The sequence below is a fragment of the Glycomyces sp. NPDC046736 genome, assembly GCF_040645615.1.
Classification (GTDB): domain Bacteria; phylum Actinomycetota; class Actinomycetes; order Mycobacteriales; family Micromonosporaceae; genus Glycomyces.
In genome coordinates this window covers 223089-241605 of sequence record NZ_JBEYYO010000002.1, presented here as the reverse complement: position 1 = coordinate 241605, position 18517 = coordinate 223089, and the positions used below count along the sequence as shown (strand labels likewise).

The 18517-nt window shown below is 69.8% G+C and carries 16 protein-coding genes; 6 read left to right on the top strand and 10 right to left on the bottom strand.

The annotated features are described in order from the left end of the window. Window positions 1-109: 109 nt before the first annotated feature. The 4 genes from amrB to AB0B28_RS02995 all read right to left on the bottom strand — a co-directional run bounded on the left by amrB (window position 110) and on the right by AB0B28_RS02995 (window position 4494). Window positions 110-910 carry an AmmeMemoRadiSam system protein B gene (gene amrB, locus AB0B28_RS03010; protein WP_360115524.1) on the bottom strand — a complete coding sequence of 267 codons (801 nt, stop codon included), beginning with the start codon at window positions 908-910 and terminating at the stop codon, window positions 110-112. A 23-nt stretch (window positions 911-933) separates the two neighbouring features. Continuing rightward, window positions 934-1995, bottom strand: a complete 1062-nt coding sequence (gene amrS / locus AB0B28_RS03005) for an AmmeMemoRadiSam system radical SAM enzyme (protein ID WP_360115917.1) — start codon at window positions 1993-1995, stop codon at window positions 934-936. A 453-nt stretch (window positions 1996-2448) separates the two neighbouring features. After that, window positions 2449-3543, bottom strand: coding sequence for a sn-glycerol-3-phosphate ABC transporter ATP-binding protein UgpC (gene ugpC, locus AB0B28_RS03000; protein ID WP_360115521.1), 1095 nt, complete (start codon window positions 3541-3543; stop codon window positions 2449-2451). A 216-nt stretch (window positions 3544-3759) separates the two neighbouring features. Beyond that, window positions 3760-4494: a hypothetical protein gene (locus AB0B28_RS02995; RefSeq protein WP_360115518.1), complete on the bottom strand. Its 735-nt coding sequence runs from the start codon at window positions 4492-4494 to the stop codon at window positions 3760-3762. Between the two features lie 95 nt (window positions 4495-4589). Here AB0B28_RS02995 and AB0B28_RS02990 point away from each other — a divergent pair, with 95 nt between their 5' ends. Beyond that, window positions 4590-5594, top strand: a complete 1005-nt coding sequence (locus AB0B28_RS02990) for a UDP-N-acetylmuramate dehydrogenase (protein ID WP_360115914.1) — start codon at window positions 4590-4592, stop codon at window positions 5592-5594. A gap of 86 nt (window positions 5595-5680) precedes the next feature. Here AB0B28_RS02990 and AB0B28_RS02985 read toward each other — a convergent pair whose 3' ends face one another. Continuing rightward, entirely contained in the window at window positions 5681-7852 is a 2172-nt protein-coding gene (locus AB0B28_RS02985; protein ID WP_360115515.1) for an MMPL family transporter, read from the bottom strand. 95 nt (window positions 7853-7947) lie between these two features. Between AB0B28_RS02985 and AB0B28_RS02980 the strand changes: the two genes are divergently transcribed. The 3 genes from AB0B28_RS02980 (at window position 7948) to AB0B28_RS02970 (ending at window position 9302) form a co-directional block, all read left to right on the top strand. Beyond that, complete coding sequence (locus AB0B28_RS02980) at window positions 7948-8565, top strand: TetR/AcrR family transcriptional regulator (RefSeq protein WP_360115512.1); 618 nt, start codon at window positions 7948-7950, stop codon at window positions 8563-8565. Between the two features lie 114 nt (window positions 8566-8679). Further along, on the top strand, window positions 8680-8892 hold the full coding sequence (locus AB0B28_RS02975; RefSeq protein ID WP_360115509.1) for a type II toxin-antitoxin system VapB family antitoxin: 213 nt from the start codon (window positions 8680-8682) through the stop codon (window positions 8890-8892). Beyond that, a complete protein-coding gene (locus AB0B28_RS02970; protein WP_360115506.1) occupies window positions 8889-9302 on the top strand; it encodes a PIN domain-containing protein in 414 nt (137 codons plus the stop codon). Before AB0B28_RS02975 ends, AB0B28_RS02970 begins: the two co-directional genes overlap by 4 nt. Here AB0B28_RS02970 and hemB read toward each other — a convergent pair. The 5 genes from hemB to AB0B28_RS02945 all read right to left on the bottom strand — a co-directional run bounded on the left by hemB (window position 9299) and on the right by AB0B28_RS02945 (window position 15708). Next, complete coding sequence (hemB, locus tag AB0B28_RS02965) at window positions 9299-10285, bottom strand: porphobilinogen synthase (RefSeq protein ID WP_360115503.1); 987 nt, start codon at window positions 10283-10285, stop codon at window positions 9299-9301. The two genes, AB0B28_RS02970 and hemB, sit on opposite strands and share 4 nt — an antisense overlap. A 32-nt stretch (window positions 10286-10317) precedes the next feature. Then, a complete protein-coding gene (locus AB0B28_RS02960) occupies window positions 10318-11898 on the bottom strand; it encodes a uroporphyrinogen-III synthase (RefSeq protein ID WP_360115500.1) in 1581 nt (526 codons plus the stop codon). 10 nt (window positions 11899-11908) lie between these two features. Continuing rightward, complete coding sequence (locus AB0B28_RS02955) at window positions 11909-14368, bottom strand: glutamyl-tRNA reductase (RefSeq protein ID WP_360115498.1); 2460 nt, start codon at window positions 14366-14368, stop codon at window positions 11909-11911. Window positions 14369-14402: 34 nt separating this feature from the next. Then, a complete protein-coding gene (locus AB0B28_RS02950; RefSeq protein ID WP_360115494.1) occupies window positions 14403-15125 on the bottom strand; it encodes a redox-sensing transcriptional repressor Rex in 723 nt (240 codons plus the stop codon). A gap of 331 nt (window positions 15126-15456) precedes the next feature. Further along, window positions 15457-15708, bottom strand: a complete 252-nt coding sequence (locus AB0B28_RS02945; RefSeq protein ID WP_360115491.1) for a glutaredoxin family protein — start codon at window positions 15706-15708, stop codon at window positions 15457-15459. 377 nt (window positions 15709-16085) lie between these two features. On the opposite strand from AB0B28_RS02945, the gene AB0B28_RS02940 reads away from it, so the two are divergent. Together AB0B28_RS02940 and AB0B28_RS02935 are read left to right on the top strand one after the other, a co-directional pair. Further along, complete coding sequence (locus AB0B28_RS02940; RefSeq protein WP_360115488.1) at window positions 16086-16889, top strand: ECF subfamily RNA polymerase sigma factor, BldN family; 804 nt, start codon at window positions 16086-16088, stop codon at window positions 16887-16889. Between the two features lie 330 nt (window positions 16890-17219). Beyond that, entirely contained in the window at window positions 17220-18386 is a 1167-nt protein-coding gene (locus AB0B28_RS02935) for a DUF5667 domain-containing protein (RefSeq protein WP_360115485.1), read from the top strand. Window positions 18387-18517: the final 131 nt, after the last annotated feature.

Here is an 18517-nt window from a genome sequence, read left to right as displayed (position 1 = left end):
GGAAGGTCGTCGCCGGACTCGGTGGTCTCGTTCTCGTGCTCGGTCACGTCTTACAGGGTAAATGCCCCGCCGGGCGAATCTCACGCGAGTTTCGCCCGGCGCTCGCGGATCACAGCGCGGGCCGCTCCACGGCGAACGCGGGGTATCCGACCACCCGGTCGGCGTCTCCGGCGGTGTCGGCCGAGGTCGCGAGCGCGAGTTGGCGGGGGCGGCGTCCGGTGGCGTCGGCCCAGGCCACGGTGCCGCGCAGGGCGAACACGCCGCACGCGTGCTGGGCGGCTATCTCGCGGGGCCGCAGGCCCTTGATCGCTTCGGCGGTGGCGGCGTCGATGCGCGTCGCCGTTTCCTGGTCGTGGTAGTGGGACAGGTCGGTGGAGCAGATGAGGACGGCGTCCTCGCCCGCTTCGGCCAGGAGCGCGGCGATGATCCGCGCGGTGTCGGGGGTCTGGCTCATGCCGCAGGCGACCGGGGTGACCTCGATGTCGTCGCCGAGGGCGACTTGCAGGAACGGCAGTTGCACTTCGAGCGAGTGCTCCCTCTCGTGCGGGAGGCGCGAGAGGCCGACCACGTGGGTGGGTGCGGCTTTGACCTCGCCGAGCGGGGTGCGCCAGGAGGTGTAGGGGGCGGCGGCGTGGCCGCGGAGCGGGTAGTGGTGGGAGGGGCCGACCAGGACGACGCGTTTGACGCGGCCGCGGTGGGCGGCGAGGCGGGCGTAGACCTGGGCGGCCACGGGCCCGGAGTAGCGGTAGCCGGCGTGCGGGACGATGTAGGCCGCGGCGAGCGGTTCGTCGACCGGGCCGACCTCGGCGATGAGTCGTTCGAGGTCGGATCGCAGGGCCTGGGGCCCTGCCGGGTAGAAGCGGCCGGCGACGGCCTCGGGCCGCACGGTGTCTGAAGTGATCGATGGCATCGCAGGTCTTCCGGTGGTGGTTCCTATGGTCGGCGCGGTGTGGTTTCGGGTGCTGTCCGGTATGACGGTGCGGCTATGCGGATCGGTTGCCGCTTGGGACCCCAGTCTCCCGCCGGTCCGTCGAAAACGCCGGGAACGCGCGCCCCGCAACCACTGCACTGTCCGCTATCCGACACCGCATAACGGTCAATGCGGTACCAATCGCGCACTATGAGGGCTTCGCCACAGACACACGTGGTGGTCTGGCCCTGCGGGTCGTGGACGTTGCCGGTGTAGACGTATCGCAGCCCGGCGTCCTGGGCGATCCGCCGGGCCCTGCGGAGCGTCGCCGGTGGTGTCGGCGGCACGTCGCGCATCTTGAAGTCGGGATGGAACGCGGTGAAGTGCAGTGGGACGTCGGGGCCGAGGTGTTCGGCGATCCAGGCGCTTTCGGCCGCGATCTCCGCATCGGAGTCATTGTGCCCTGGAATGAGGAGTGTGGTGATCTCGGTCCACACGTCCGTGTCGTGGATCAAATACTCGAGGGTGTCGAGGACGGTCTTCAGGGAGGCGAACGCGATCTTGCGGTAGAAGTCCTCGGTGAACGCCTTGAGGTCGATGTTCGCCGCATCCATGTGCGAGTAGAGCTCGCGGCGGGCCGGGGCGTTGATGTACCCGGCCGAGACGGCGACGGCTTTGAGCCCGGCCTCGCGGGCGGCGTCGGCGCAGTCGGCGGCGTATTCGAGGAACACGGTCGGGTCGTTGTAGGTGAACGCGATCGACTTGCAGCCCAAGCGCTTCGCGGTCTCAGCGAGAGCCTCGGGCTCGGCTTGGGAGGAGAGCGTGTCGATCTCGCGGGACTTGGAGATGTCCCAGTTCTGGCAGAACCGGCACGCGAGGTTGCACCCGGCGGTGCCGAAGGACAGCACCGGGGCCCCGGGCAGGAAGTGGTTCAGCGGTTTCTTCTCGATCGGGTCGATGCAGAATCCCGAGGAGCGGCCGTAGGAGGTCAGGACGATCTGGTCGCCGCGCCGGGCCCGCACGAAGCACAGGCCCCGCTGGCCTTCCCTCAGGCGGCAGGCCCTGGGGCAGACGGTGCACTCGATCCGCCCGTCGTCGAGACGGCGCCCGAACTCGGTCCCGACGGTGAACTCGTCCCCTCCCGCGACCCGAGGCCGAACGATGCGAGCGGCGTCGATTCGCTCGCCCGACGCCCCGCGCTCGCCGCCAGCGCGCCGACTCACCGACACTGACCCGCCATCGGCCCGCTCGCCCGACGCCTCTCGCACACCGTCGATTCGCTCGCCCGACGCTTCTCGCTCGCCGTCGACCAGACCGCTCGACATTTCTCGCCCGACGCCGGTCCGTCCGCTCGCTGACACGGGCCCGCTCGGCGAGGCGAGCGAGCCGTCCGTCGCTGTGAGGGCGGCCATACCCACAACGGTAGCGCCCCTCGCGTTAAGCCCGGGTTTCCCCCGCACGAAGAAGGGCCACACGAAATCGTGCAGCCCTTCGACGTCGCCCTATAGGATATATCCTATAGGCTATACGATTTTCGCCTAGTTGAGGCGGTCGCCGTTCTCGGCGTGGAACACGTGCTCGTGGCCCGGCTCGGGCACCACGTACACGGTCTCGGCCAGGCGCGGGACGTTCCGCGACTCGGTGCGGACCACGAAGCGCTCCGACGAGCCGTTGTACGCGGCGTGGCCGTACACGTAGGCCTCCGAGCCCAGCTCCTCGACGAGGTCGACCTCGATCGGGATGCCGCCGGAGGTCTCCGTGCCGAGCTTGCAGTGCTCGGGGCGGATGCCGATCGTGACCTGCTTGCCGCCGCCGTCGGCGGTCGCCGCGTCGCGGACCTCGCGCGAGAGCGGGAGGGTCACGTCGCCGAACAGGCCGCCGGCCTCGGTCAGGGACACGGTCTTGATGTTCATCGACGGCGAGCCGATGAAGCCCGCGACGAAGGTGTTCTTCGGCTTGTCGTAGAGCACGCGCGGGGTGTCGCACTGCTGGAGCAGGCCGTCCTTCATGACCGCGATGCGGTGGCCCATCGTCAGCGCCTCGACCTGGTCGTGGGTGACGTAGACGGTGGTGATGCCCAGGCGCTTCTGGAGCGAGGCGATCTGCGAACGGGTCTGGACGCGCAGCTTGGCGTCGAGGTTCGACAGCGGCTCGTCCATGAGGAACACCTGCGGCTCGCGCACGATCGCGCGGCCCATGGCCACACGCTGGCGCTGACCACCGGAGAGGGCCTTCGGCTTGCGGCCGAGGTACTCCGAGAGGTCGAGGAGCTTCGCGGCGTCCTCCACGCGCTGCTTGATCTCGGCCTTCGGCATGCGGCGCAGCTTGAGGGCGAACGCCATGTTGTCGAAGACGGACATGTGCGGGTAGAGCGCGTAGTTCTGGAAGACCATCGCGATGTCGCGGGACTTCGGGGGGAGGTTCGACACGTCGGTGTCGTTGATGAAGATCGAGCCTTCGTCGATCTCCTCCAGGCCGGCGAGCATGCGCAGCGAGGTGGACTTCCCGCAGCCCGAGGGGCCGACGAGGACGAGGAATTCGCCGTCCTGGATCTCGATGTTGAGCTTGTCGACGGCGGGCTTCTCGGTGCCCGGGTAGATGCGCGAGGCATCCGAGTACGTCACTGTTGCCATTGTTCTGTGGTCCCTTTCACTGGCAGGTACGTGCCAGACGATCCGTGGTAAAAGGCGGTTGTGCCGACCAAGGCAGGACCACACGTGCCCTGCGCTGGACGGACGCCGCGCGGTGCGGACACCGCGGAGCGTGAGCTGAGCCTAGCGTCGCGGGAATGCCTTTGCCAAGTCGGAGCCGAACGTTTGTCCGCTTTCCGGGCCGGGTTTACCGAAACGTTATTCGACCCGCAGGGCCTGGAGCAGCGCCTCGTCCCCCACCAGATCGCAGATCCCGAACGGCAGCCGCCCCCACAGCGCCAAAGCGATGTCCGAGGCCGATCCGGCCCCGCGGGCCTGGAGCGCGATCTGGGGGTCGGGCTGGTCGAGCAGGGCGACGCGGCCTTCTCGCAGGCGTATGAACCAGGTCGCGTCGGCGTCTTGGGCGAACAGTTGGACGAGCCCGTTGGCGCCGGTGTGGGTGCCCCTGCGGGCGCCGACGGGCAGGAACGCGTCGAAGACTTCGGTGATGGCCTCGGAGGCGAGGGCGACGGGGACGGGCGCGGTGGCGCCGACGGCCATCTGGACGTCCCAGCGGGCGAGGGCGGTGGCGACGGCGACACGGCGATGCCAGAATTCGGCGCGCCATTCGACGGGGGCCCAGGTCCAGGCCGGGGATTCGGGGCCGCGGGCTTCGATGGCGTCGAGGACGGCGCCCAGGGCGCGGTCGTAGGCGTCCAGGACGGGGCCCGTGGGCGGGGGCGGCTCGGGCAGGTCGTCGTCGGTGGGGGTGGTCAGGAGGGCGTTCACGGCCCATTGGTAGAGGCGGGCGAGACCGGAGAGGATCCCGGCGACGGTGGTGTCGGGCCTGGAGGGGGCGACGCGGTCGAGGATGTCGGGTTCGCAGGCCGAGCGCAGGCCGGCGGCCTCGGTCTTGAGTTCGTTGAGGTGATCGGTGACGCGCAGCTTAGCCATGATGACCGCCGTTCCTCGTAGCCTGCGTAAAGCTTAGGCTTTCGGGTGTGACAGACGCCAGCCCACGGCCAAGCGGGAACCGTGAACCGAGTCGGATTTCCGGCAAAGCGCTCAGTGAGTACACGACGCTTCGGGTGGGGGGTCCTGCCCGGGAGTTGGTCGAGGCCGCTTCGTCGCAGGAGGCGGTGGCGGTGCTGCGGGCCGCGTCGGGGCCGACGCTGTTGCTGGCCGGCGGCAGCAATGTGGTGATCGGGGACGCGGGCTTCGACGGCACGGTGGTGGTGCTGCGCGGCGGGGGGATCGTGCGGCGCGACGGCGTGGTGCGGGTCGAGGCCGGGCAGGTGTGGGACGAGTTCGTGGCGTGGACGGTGGCCGAGGGCCTGTCGGGGGTGGAGTGCCTGTCCGGGATTCCCGGTTCCGCGGGGGCGACGCCGATTCAGAACGTGGGGGCGTATGGGCAGGAGGTCGCGCAGACGATCGCTTCAGTGCGGGTGTGGGACCGGGAGGCGGACGAGGTTCGCGACTGGTCGCCCGCGGAGTGCGGTTTCGCCTACCGGCGTTCGGTGTTCAAGCATTCGAGCCGGTTCGTGGTGTTGAGTGTGGACTTCGCTTTGACCGAGAGCGGGCTGTCGGGTCCGATCGCCTACGCGGAGTTGGCGAAGCGATTGGACGTCGAGGTCGGCGACCGGGTGCCTTTGGCGGCGGCGCGGGCGGCGGTGGTCGAGTTGCGGCGCGGGAAGGGCATGGTGCTCGATGCGGGTGACCATGACACGTGGAGTGCGGGTTCGTTCTTCACCAATCCGGTGATCGAGCAGGCGGTGTTCCACGAGCTGACCGAGCGAGCGGGCGGTGAGCCGCCGCATTGGCCCGCCGACCAAGGGCGCGTGAAGGTCTCGGCGGCGTGGCTGATCGGCGCGGCGGGGTTCGCGAAGGGATACCGGCGCGGCAACGCCGGTCTGTCCACAAAGCACACATTGGCGTTGACGAACCGGGGCGGGGCCTCGGCGTCGGAGCTGCTGGGCCTGGCCGATGAGGTGGCCGGCGAGGTGGAGGCGAAGTTCGGCGTCCGCCTCCACCCCGAGCCGGTCATGGTCGCCTGAGGTCGCGACCGTATAGGATATATCCTATATGATATAGGATATCGCCCTCAGTTCCTCATTTCCTATAGGATATATCCTATAGGCCGTCAGCCTTCGCGGAGGCCGATGCGGGCGTGCAGTCGCCGCAGCGGCGCCGGGGCCCACCAGTTGACGCGGCCGGTGAGCCGCATGATCGCGGGCAGCAGCACGCCGCGGATCACGGTGGCGTCCACGACGACCGCCAGGGCCATGCCGAGGCCGAGCATCTGGAGGAACACCACGTCGCCGGTCGCGTAGACCGCGAAGGTGAACGCGAGGACGAGCGCGGCGGCGGTAACCAGCGGCGCGGAGCGTTGCAGCCCGGCTGCGATCGAGCCGACCCGGTCGCCGGTGCGGTCGTACTCCTCCTTGATGCGCGAGAGCATGAACACCTCGTAGTCCATCGAGAGCCCGTAGGCGATGCAGAACATCAGGATCGGGATGCTCGGCTCGAACGACCCTTGTGGAGTGAAACCGATGAGTCCGGCGAGGTTCCCTTCCTGGAACACCCATACTAGGGCCCCGAACATGACCGACAGCGACAGTGCGTTGAGGATGGTCGCCTTGATCGGGGCGATCACGCTGCCGGTCATGAGGAACAGGATCACGAACGTCACCAGCACGATCAGGGCGAGCAGCAGCGGCAGCCGGTCGAGCAGCGCGTCGCGGAAGTCGGCGAGGTCGGCCGGGTAGCCCGAGACGGACACTTCGAACGGGGCGGCGACGGCCCGCACCTCGCCGACCATCGCGTACGGGTCGTCGCGCATCGCGTCCCCGGTGGGCACGGCCGCGAGCCACGTGTCCTGGCCGTTCCATTGGAACCGTTCGGGATCCCCCGGCCCGGCCTCCTCCCCCGCGATGAACGAGCCGGCCGCCGAGTCCACCTGAATGATGCCGTCCACTTCGGATACCGCTGCGGCGTAAGCGGACAGCGACTCGGCGTCCGCGCCTTCGACCAGGATCAAGATCGTGTCGGTCTCCTCGGCCGCGAAGTTCGCCGTGACCTGGTCGGTCACGACGCGACTGGCCGCGTCCTCGGGGAGCGCGCGCTCGTCGGGCACCCCGAAGCGGACCCCCAGCAGCGGCGAGGCCAGAACTGCGACCAGCGCGAGCGCCAGCGTCCCGTACAGGACCGGGCGGCCCATGACGCGGGTCGCGAGCCGGTGCCAGCGGCCCTCTTCGAGCGGCTTCGGGGCCTTTCGGCGCTCGACGCGGTGGCCCCAGACCGCAAGGGCCGCGGGCAGGACCACGGCCGCGCCGAGGACCGCGGCGAGCGGGACCACGATCCCGGCGTACCCGAAGGACCGCAGGAACGGGAACGGCATGAACAGCAGCACCGAGAGGCTCGCGGCCACGGTGACGGCGCTGAAGACGACCGTGCGCCCGGCCGTGGCCACGGTGCGGGCCACGGCTTCGGCCCGGCCGTGCAGCGCGGCCTCCTCGCGATAGCGGTTGACGATGAACAGGCAGTAGTCCACGGCCAGGCCGATGGCCATCACGAGGATCAGGTTCGCGGCGAATGTGGACACTTCGGTGAAGGCGGCCACGATCCGCATGACCCCCAAGGAGAGTACGAGTGCGAACAGGCCCACGCCGACGGTCAGGAACGCGGCCGCGGCCCTGCGGTAGATCGCGATGAGGAGGACGAGCAGCCCGGGGATCACGATCGCCTCGGCGAGCAGGAAGTCCTCGCGGGCGAGCTGCGCGGCCTCGCGAAACAGCTCGTCGGAGCCGCCGACCGCGACCGCCACCGCGCCTTCGGTGCGGGTGAACTCGGCTTTCAGCTCGGGCAGGACGTTCTCCCTCACGTGCGTGACGTCCCCGGGGAGGTTCGCGGTGATGAGCGCCTGGGAGCCGTCGTCGCTGCGCAGCGTCGGCGACGCGTCGTCCCAATAGGACCGTATGGCGATGGCGAGGCCGGTGTCCTCCAAGGCTTTCGCGATCGCCTCGCCTTCGGCGGCACTGGCAGCGGAGTCCACGTCGCCGTCGGCGGCGGTGACCAGAAGCAGGAAGTTCGCCGGGCCCACGGCGAACTCGTCGGCCAGCTCGGCCTTGGTCACGATCGACTCCGAGCCCGGGGCCTCGAAACGGGAGAGCACGAAGGCGTTCAGGGCCCCCGCGCCGAAGAACCCGGCGACGAGGGTGAGCAGCAGCGCCGAGACGAGCACGGCCCGTCTGCGGCGGAAGAGGAACTGGCCCAGCCCGCGAGTGCGGGGCGGGGAGGGGGCGATGGTGGTCATGTGGTCTCCCGACCGGCGTAGACTGCGAACACGAGCGAGTACTCGCAAATAAAAATACGAGCAACGACTCGTATTAGCAAGTCGAAGGGAAATCGGTGACCGAGGACACAGCAAAGCCCGTGCGCAAACGCCAGGCCAGAGGCGAGAAGCGCATGGCCGAACTGCTCGACGCCGCCGCGGAGGTCTTCGCCGAACAAGGCTTCGCGAAGGCGAGCACCAACGCGATAGCCGCCCGAGCAGGCGCCTCCCCGGGAACGCTGTACCAGTTCTTCAAGAACAAGCAGGAACTGGCCGAAGCCCTCATGGCCCGCTACGTCGAACGCCTGGAGGCCGCCCACGGCGAGGCCTTCGCCCCCCAGGACCCGCGCCTGCCCCTACCGCACCTCGTCGACCGCGTCCTCGACCCGATCATCGCCTTCGACCGCGCCAACCCCGGCTTCCACGCCCTCCTGGCCGACCCCGGCGTCACCCCCGAACTCGCCGAAGCCAAACGCCCCGCCCAACAGCTCATGTTCTCAAGCCTCGAAGCGATCTTCCTCCAGCGCGCCCCCGGCATCCCCCCGGCCCGGCTCGCCCTCACGGTGACCATGACGATCCACCTCTTCCGAGGAACCCTCCCCCTCCTCATCGCCGCCGAGGAGAAAGACCTCCCCCTCACCACCATGGAGGTCAAACGAGCCCTCATCGCCTACCTGGCCCCGCTCATCGGCTGACCCGCACGGCAAGACCGGCATCTCACAACACGCGGAGTACTCCTAAGTTTCACTAAGGACCGCCACCTTGGATATACTCTGAACTACATGCGATATAAGAGTGCGGAGGCGGTCATGACCAAGACGCTCGTGGACATCGACGACGAACTGCTGGCCGATGTCATGTCGAAGAGCGGGGCGAAGACCAAGAAGCAGGCCATCAACGAGGCGCTCTCGTTCTACGCCCAAGCTCAGGACAAAAGTCCCGAAGAAGCCTGGCGCGACCTCTTCTCGATGGTCGACGAAGGCGTGATCGACCTCGATCAGATGGAAGCCGCCGACGAGTGAACTTCCTCATCGACACCAGCGCGCTCGTCCGCATCCTCCGGCGCGAAGTCGACCCCGCATGGGTCGACTTCGCAAGACGACGGCGATTCGCGATCTGCGAGCCGGTCCTGTGCGAGGCCCTGGCATCCGTGGGGAAGAACCAGGCGAAGATGGCCGAGATGAATCTTCTCGCCGGCAATCAGTTCGTCGCGGTACCGGATGGCGCCTGGGACTACGTGCGTGCGATCCGGCACGACCTGATGGATCGCAGCATGCACAACATGTTCAGCGTCGCCGACTACCTCATCGCGGCGACCGCGATGCAGCTCAAACTCACGGTGCTGCACGAAGACAAGGACTTCATCGCCGCAGCGAAGATTTTCCCGCAACTGACCCAACAGCGGATCACCCAGACGCTCCCAGAGGACTAGCGGAGGATCTCGGCCGCTTCCAGGGCGGTGTAGGTGGCGATGATGCCTGCTCCGGCTCGTTTGATGCTGGTCAGGGATTCGATGATGGCCGCGTCGCGGTCGATCCAGCCTCGTTCGGCCGCCGCCACGATCTGGGCGTATTCGCCTGAGATGTGGTAGGCCGCGACGGGGACCGGGCTGCGGTCGGCTGCGGCGCGGACGATGTCGAGGTAGGGCAGCGCGGGCTTGACCATGACGATGTCGGCGCCCTGCTCGACGTCGAGGTCGATCTCCAGCAGCGCCTCGGTGACGTTCGGGGCGTCCTGCTGGTAGGTGCGGCGGTCGCCCTGGAGCTGGGACTCGACCGCGTCGCGGAACGGGCCGTAGAAGGCGCTGGCATACTTCGCCGCGTACGCCAAGAGCCCGGTGTCGGTGTGGCCCGCTTCGTCCAGTGCCGCACGCGCGTAACCGATCTGGCCGTCCATCATCCCCGAGGCGCCGAGCAGGTCCGCGCCCGACTCGGCCAGGCACAGCGCCATCTCGCCGTAGCGCACCAAGGTCGCGTCATTGTCCACAGTGCCGTCCGGACGCAGGACGCCGCAGTGGCCGTGGTCGGTGAACTCGTCCAGGCACAGGTCGGGGATGACCACCAGGTCGTCGCCGATCTCCTCGCGGATCGCGCGGGTCGCCACGTTCAGGATCCCGTCCGGATCCGTTGCGCCCGAACCGATCGCGTCCCGCACCGCCGGGATTCCGAAGGGCATGAGCCCCCCGATTCCCGATCGCGCGGCCTCGACCGCGAGCTTGCGCGCCGAGTCCACCGAATGCTGGTAGACCCCGGGCATGGAGGCGATCTCGACCGGCTCGGTCAAGCCTTCCTTGACGAACAGCGGCAGCACCAAGTCGGAGGGATGCACGCGGGTCTCGGCCACGAGACGGCGAAGGGCCGCAGTGCGACGCAGCCTCCGAGGTCGGATCACCGGGAATTCGGAGCTGGTCGGCACTGCGGCCACTTCCTTCCTAAACTCATTGCCTGCTAGCGGAACCGCAGCGCCGTGGGGCCCTGCACCTTCTGGCCGCGGCGGGTCTTGATCGGCCCCTCGGCCAAGCGCTGCTTGAGCTCCGTGGCGTATTCGGCCAGTGCCTCGATGAGGTCGGGCACCGATGCGTTGTCGGGCTTGGCGTCCACGCGCAGCCCGAACTCGGTCGCGGTGTCCGAAGTGGCCGGACCGATGCACGCGACGACGGTGCGCTGGTGCGGCTTTCCGGCGATGCCCACGAGGTTGCGGACGGTCGAGGACGAGGTGAACAGGACCGCGTCGAAGCCGCCGGACTTGATGGCGTCGCGGATGTCGGCGGCGGGCGGCGAGGCGCGCACGGTGCGGTAGGCGGTGACGTCGTCGACCTCCCAGCCGCGCTCGGAGAGCCCCTGCACGAGGGTCTCGGTGGCGATGTCGGCGCGCGGCAGCAGCACGCGGCCGACCATGTCCAGGACCGGGTCGTGCGGCGGGAAGACTTCGAGGAGGCCTTCGGAGGACTGCTGGCCGGTGGGCAGCAGTTCGGGCTCGATCCCGAACTCGCGCACGGCGTCGGCGGTGGCTTCGCCGATGCAGGCGATGCGCAGGCCGCCGAACGCGCGGGCGTCCAGGCCGTGCTCCTTGAACTTCTCCCAGATGGCCTTCACCGAGTTCTGGCTGGTGAACACGATCCAGGCGTAGCGGCCGTCGACCAGGCCCTTGATGGCCCGCTCCATCTGGGCGGGCGTGCGCGGGGGCTCGACGGCGATGGTGGGCACCTCGCAGGGGATCGCGCCGTACGCGCGCAGGCGCTCGGACATGACGCCGGCCTGTTCCTTGGTGCGCGGGATGAGGACCTTCCAGCCGTAGAGCGGGCGTCCCTCCCACCAGGCGAGTTCGTGGCGGTCGTCGACGCCGGGGCCGATGGTGAGCACGACCTGCCCGGCGTAGCCGAGGGCCGCCTCCACGAAGGTGTCGACGGAGGACGTGGTGGTGTACTCGGTCTCGCCGGTCGCGTCGCCGGTGACGGCCACGGCGGTCTCGCCGGGGACCCCGCCGGAGAGGAGGATGTCCCTCAGGCTGGAGAGGTCGGAGACGTCGGCGGTCACGGTCAGCGAGCCGCGCTTGATCGCGTCGGCGATGACCAGCGGCTCGACCGAGGCGATGTCGTCGATCTCGATGACGGTGCGGATCTCCCCGGGGGGCATCCCCGCGTAGACCGAGACGGCCTGCGCGTGGCTCATGCCGGGGATGACCTCGAAGCGGGCCTGCTCGGCCGAGGCGGCCTTGATCTCGGCCCGGGCCAGGCGGTTGGGGTAGGCGTCGCCGACGATGAGGCGGGTGATGTTCTCGCCCTCGCGCGCCGCGGCGGCCATGAGCTTGCCCTGGTCGCCCGGGGAGGACTCGATGAGTCGCAGCCGGGTGTCGTCGCCGTTGATCTCCTTGGCGGCTTCGACGAGCGACTGCGGGAGCGAGCGGTCGTAGTAGACGCGGTCGGCCTCGCGGATCGCGTCGAGGGCGCGCTTGGTCAGCAGTCCCGGGTCGCCTGGGCCGGTCCCCACGAATCGCACGCGGCCCACCGGCTTACGGGCACTGGTCATGTTCTCTCCATCAACAGTCGTCTGAGCTTGCGTCTAACTTCAATAGTTGCTCGGCCCCGGCCGCGAGCAGGTCCTCCGCGAGTGCGATCCCCACGGCGGCGGCCCGGGCGGCCAGTTCGGCGTCGCCCGTCTCGCGTGCGTCAGGGAGCGCGGCGGTGGTCGACAGCCGTTCGATGACGGAACCGTCGACGGCCCCTACGGCCCCCCGCAGATACAGGTCGACCTCGCCGGGTTCGGCGCTTTCGGCGACATCGGCGAGTGCGGCTACGGGAGCGCTGCATCCGGCTTCGAGTCGTTGCAGAAGTGCGCGTTCGGCGGCGACGGCGGCCTGTGAGTACCGGTCGTTGAGCTTACTTGAGATCAGCGCAGTTGTCATATCCGCTTTGCGGCATTCGACCGCCAATGCCCCTTGTGCCGGAGCGGGGAGCATCACCAGCGGGTCCAGGTACTCGGTGACTTCACCCTCCCGGCCGACCCGCTTGAGGCCCGCCGCGGCGAGGATCACTCCATCGAGGTCGTCGCCGACGCGGCCGATGCGGGTGTCGATGTTCCCGCGGATCGGCACGCACTCGAACCCGCGGCCCAGGGCGTTGAGCTGCGCGATGCGCCGCGGCGACCCGGTCCCGATCCTCGCGCCCGGCCCCAGGTCGGACAGGGTGCGCCCGCCCGAGGCGATGAGCACGTCCCGCGCGTCGGCCCGCGGGGGCACACTGATCACCAGGTGCTCGGGCTGGGCGGTGGGCAGGTCCTTGAACGAGTGGACGGCGATGTCGATCTCCTCGCGGTCCAGCGCCTCGCGGAGCTGGTTGACGAACACCCCGACCCCGAGCTGGGCCACGGGCACCGTGGTCCCGTCCCCTGTGGTCTTGATCTCCACGAGCTCGACCCGCTCGCCCGAGACGCGGGCGAGCTCCTCGGCGACCATGCCGCTCTGCGCGAGCGCGAGTTTCGATCCCCTGGTCCCGACACGGATCACAGGTGCTTCCCTTCCTAAGGCCGGCGCGACCTCAGACGCGCCGGGCGGCGTTGGGGCGGCGGACGAGGAGAGACGAGGAGCCTCGTCGGCACGTGCGGCAGCGTTGCTGCCGTGAGTCGAGTGGTCCGCGGCGAGCGCGTCCGCGAGGACGCCCGCTTCGGCCGACTCGGGGACCGGGCTGACGCGCAGCGCGTCGGCGAGGCGGTCGCCGTCGGGTTCGGCGACCGTGCCCGCGTCCAGCGCGAACAGGTCCCGCAGGGCCTGGGCGTAGTCGGGCGCACCGGGGCGGCCCGCGAGTTCGCGGACCCTGACCGTCGGCTCGTGGAGGAGCCGCTGCACCACTCGATGCACGGTGCGGGCGACCTCGGCGCGCTGGTCGTCGGTGAAGTCGCCGCGGCGGGCCACGCGCGAGAGCTCGGTCTCGACGATGTCGGCGGCGGCCGAACGCAGCGCGGCCACGGTCGGGGTCACCGCGTCGGCGCGCAGGCTCTCGTTGTAGGCCGCGATCTCCTCGGCCAGCAGCGCCTCGACCTCGGCGAGGGTCTCGGCGGCGGCACCGGCGGCCTCGGCCCGCTGGATCTCGGCGATGTCGATCACGGTCACGCCCTCGATGAGCGCGACCGCTTCGGCCACGTCCTTGGGCAGCGCCAGGTCGCACACGACCAGCGGCTCGGTCCGCCCGGCCAGGTGCGCCTCGCGCAGGACCGGCTCGGGCGAGGCCGTCGCGCACACCAGCAGGTCGACCCCGGCAGCGAGGGCGGCGAGGTCGTCGTAGGAGGCGGCCTCGGCGTCCCATTCGGCGGCGAGCCGGTCGGCCTTGGCGCGGTCGCGGTTGGCCACGGCGAGGGTCTTGACGCCCGCGCGCGCGAGCGTGGCGGTCGCCAAAGAGCCCATCGCGCCCGCGCCCACCACGGCCGCGCGGGCCCCGGCCAGCGACAGCCCCGCCTGGGCCAGTTCGGTCTCGGCCAGGCCGAGCGCGGCGGTCACGATCGAAGGCGCGGCCGCGTCCACGTCGGTCTCGGCCCGCACGCGCTTGCCCACGCGCAGGGCCTGCTGGAACAGTTCATGCAGGCGCCGCCCGACCTGGTCGGCCTCGCGCGCGGTCTCGTAGGCCTCGCGCAGCTGCCCGAGGATCTGCGGCTCGCCCGCGACCATCGAGTCCAGCCCGGCGGCCACCCGGAAGGTGTGGGCCACGGCGTCGGCCCCGTGCCGCACGTACCCGCACGACGCGAAGTCGAGGGCCGCTTCGGTCTCGGAGAGCCCCCAGACGCGGTGGAGTTCGTCGACGACGGCGGTGAGCCCCCCGTGGAAGGAGCTGGCGGCGGCGTAGACCTCGACGCGGTTGCAGGTCGAGAGCACCACGGCCTCGCGGACCTCGCCGCCGCGCAGCAGCGCGCGGGACAGGTCGGCGGCGGCCTCGGGGCCGACCGCGAGGCGTTCGAGGGTCTCCACCGCGGCACTGCGATGCGAGATGCCGACTACCAGGAGGTTCACTTCACCGTTCCCGTCTGTTGACGTGCGTGTCTGCTCAGGCGGTGTTCGCCTGCGTCTTCCGATATTGGTCCGCTTGGAGGCCGATCGTCTTGTGATGTTCGTGGAACGAGAGGATCTGGAGCTCGACCGCCAGGTCGACCTTGCGGACGACCACGCCCGCGGGCACGGCCAGCACGCACGGCGCGAAGTTGAGAATGCTTGTGACACCAGCATCTACGAGGAGGTCGGCCACATGTTGGGCGGCCGCGCCGGGTGTGGCGATGACCCCTATGTTGATGCCTTCGTCACGTACTGCCTGGGCCAGGAGCGCCACGTCGCGCACCGGGATGCCGTCCAGGTCCCTACCGATGATGCCCTGGTCGGCGTCGAAGAGGCCAACGATGTCGAAGCCGCGCTCGGAGAACCCGGGGTATCGGGCCAGCGCTTGCCCCAAGTGCCCCAGGCCGATGATGGCCACGCGGGAGTCCTGAGTGAGTCCGAGCACACCTGCGATGTGGGTGGCGAGAGCGGTCACGTTGTAGCCCACGCCCCGCATCCCCGAGGCCCCGAGCTGGGAGAGGTCCTTGCGGAGCATCGCGGAGTTGACGCCGGTCGCCGCGGCGAGGGTCTCGGAGGAGACGGTCTCGACGCCGGACTCCGAGAGGGTGCCGAGGGCGCGGAGGTACTCGGGCAGTCGCCTGACGGTGGCCGCGGGGAGGTCGGCGGCCGCGGCGGGCGCGGCGTCGGGGGTGGGTGTGCCTTCACCGGTGGTCGTCAATGGTGGAACTCCAGGTCCGCTCGCCTCCGTGTCGTCGATGACCGACGCGTGACTCAGCTTAGGAGGTGGGCCGTGCAGGGCCTCGCACAGGCGGCGCTAACCCGTTGGCCTTCTGCGGGACCGGCTGCGTTCATCGTGTGAACACGCAGTGGGGACCGATACGGCGGCCCGCGGGGACCGGCGCGGTACACCCCCGTAACGCTGGGCGAAGCCCAGCTGTACCGAAGTCCGGTGTTCTCCCGGCGAGCCGCCGTAGGGCTTGAGTTTGCACCAAAAAGTCGTCGATGACCGTTAACCGAAGAATTTCGGTGTGTCGAATCGCACGGGGTGTCTAGGGCTTCGTGTCCCCAGCGGCGAGGTCGCGTTCGAGGCGGGGCACGTCGACGTCCCAGTAGCCGTGTTCGCGCCCGTCGAGCAGCACGACGGGGAGCCGGTCGCCGTATTCGCGGGCGTACTCGGCGTGGTCGGCGACGTCGATCTCGGTCCAGGACTCGCCGGTGGCGCGGGCGACCCGGTCGAGGTCGGCGCGCGCGGCGTCGCACAGATGGCATTCCCTTGTAGTCAAAAGCGTCAGCCTGTTCACCCTGCTCCCTTCACTCACGGAGACATCGCACAGCTTGTGCGACACCCTCTGTCATTCCTCGCTCACTATTGAGGCACAACCGGTCCGCGATCGCGGGCCGTCGACACGTCTGGGGAGGTAATGGTGGGATTCCGCCCCCAAAACGAAGGGTACGCCGGCGCGCTGTGCGAGCGCCGACATCGCCCCGGCCGAAGCCGTCACCGAGCGCGACACGCCGATCGCAAATCCGCGTCGCGGCCCCTCCTGATTTCTAGACTCAGGCGGGTCAGTCCCTGCGGGATCCGTTCGCTCGACTCGGCCCGACCCCTCACACGAGGAGGCCACTAGTGCCCGGTATTGCACCAGCCACGGCTGGCTCAATCTTCGGCTCGCCAGCGTTGCCGCACCCGCTCGCGAGCACCTACTCGACGCAGTCCACTCCCGATTTCACCTCCTTCCTGCGCGCCGGGGCCGTCGCCGACGCCCTGTCGCAGCCGGCCTCCACGTTCGAACGCCTCAGGCAGGCGGTCTGGACGGTCCTGAGCCTGGACACCGGCACCGCCGAGCAGCACCAGGTCCGCTCGGGCTCGGGTGCCGGCGGGGCCACCGAGGCCGCGCCCGACCCCGGCGACCAGGTCGACGGCGACGAGGTCGCCGACCTCGTGGCCAGGGCCCAGGACGGCGACCCGAGGGCGTTCGGGGAGATCTACGACCGCTACTCCGACACGGTGTACCGCTACATCTACTTCCGCGTGAACAACGCGCAGCTCGCCGAGGACCTCGCGTCCGAGACGTTCCTGCGGGCGCTGCGGCGCATCTCCAGCTTCTCGTGGCAGGGCCGGGCCTTCGGGGCCTGGCTGGTCACGATCGCGCGGAACCTGGTGGTGGACCACTTCAAGTCCGGCCGGTACCGGCTGGAGATCGTCAAACCCGACGTCCTGGGGGCCGACGCCGCCGAGACCGACCCGACCACCTCCCCCGAGACCGCGGCGCTGGAGAAGCTCACCAACGCCACGCTGCTCACCGCGGTGAAGAAGCTCAACCCCGACCAGCAGGAATGCATCGTCCTGCGGTTCCTCCAGGGCTTCACCGTCGCCGAGACCGCCCGCACCATGGGCAAGAACGAGGGCGCGGTCAAGGCGCTCCAGTACCGGGCCGTGCGCACCCTCGCGCGGCTGCTGCCGGACGGCTTCCGCGGCTGACCGGTGCGTCCCGGCAGCGCGGGCTCGCTGCCGGGATCGTCGATACGACTGTCGGGTACACGACACCGACGTCATCCGATAGCGGGACCTCAACCCGCTTCCACGTAATCCACGACCCCGTCCGGGACCGCCCCAGACGGACCGATACCGCCAGGTCAGGGCCGTATACCGGCCCGATGCCGCCGCGAGGCCGGACCGAGAAGCGGCCGAAGTGTCCGCATCGCAAGGTTCGCGGCGAACCGTAACCTCAGGGGCTACTCGTGCGTTGTTCTCAGTACAGGAGCAGGATCCATGCAGTGAGAGGGGGTGTGCCCGGTGAACTTGAACCCGATGGAGCGCCGACGCGCGGAGGAATTCGCACGTCTGCTTGACTTCGACGAACCCACCCTCCCTCACCTACGCCACGGCGCTGAACCGCCGGGCGCGTCGGGCGAAGCGCTCGCCGAACTCGTCGGCGTCGCCGACCGGCTCGACGAACTGGGCCGACAGCTCGCAACGGTCGGCAGGCCGTCGCAGCAGTGGCACGACGCGACCAGAAGGCGGCTCATGGCCGTCGCCACCGACGAGGGCATCGGCGTCACCGCCCGGCACCGCGCCAGCGCCTCCGTGCCGCAGACGCGAAGACCGCCGGTGCTGGAGGACATGTTCCCCAAGCGCCCGCGCGGCGGCCGCCGTCTCGCCATCGTCGCCGCGCTGCTCACCGGTACCGTCGCCGTCTCGGGGGTCTCCGCGGCCTCGGGTGACGCGCTGCCGGGCGAGACGCTGTACAACGTCAAGCGGTCCACCGAGCGGGCGCAGTTGGCGCTGGCCGGGAACGACCTGGGGAAGGCGCAGCTCTACCTGGAGTTCGCGCGCACCCGGATCCAGGAGGCCGCCGCGGTCGCCCATGACGACGAAGCGGTCGCCAGCGCGCTCGACGACGCGGCCTCGGAGCTGCGCAGCGGCACCGCGCTGCTCGGCGAGCTCGCGGTCGAGAACGGCGACCCGTCGCCGCTGGACTATGTGGACAACTTCGCCAACGAGCACCGATGGGTGCTCGACGACATGCTCACCGGCATGGGCGGCGAAGGCCTCGAATCCGGCGAGGAGCTCGCGGCGGTGCTCGAAGCCGCGGCGCTGCGCTCGGTCGAGCTGCGCGAGGCGCTGGACTGCACCAAGTCGGGCGGGGCCAGTGACGAACTGGGTCCGATCCCGGGCACGTGCTCGCAGAACTCGGTCGACTCCACCACTCCGGCGGAGCCGGGCGGCTCGGGCGAGAGCCAGAGCACCGGCAGCACCGAAGAAGGCGGCGGCGACGGAGGCGAGAGCACCCAGGCCGAGCAGCCGGAAACCGAGCCGACCGGAAGCGACGCGACGGCGACGAACGCCCCGCCGTCCGCGCCCACCTCGGGCGGCGCGACGAGCCCGGCCACGACGGAGGACCCGACCACCGAGGCCCCCCAGAACGGCGGCGTCCTCGGCGAACTCACCGGAGTCATCTCCGACCTCTTCAACTGAGCAGAAGAAAAAGGTGCGGAACACGGGCCGGGGCCCCCAACACCCCCGGCCCGTCGCCCTGTCCCGCCCGAGGCGATGCACCGCGCGAACGCCGCGCCGAAGCGAACGCCCGGCCGCGCCGCCTCGGATCA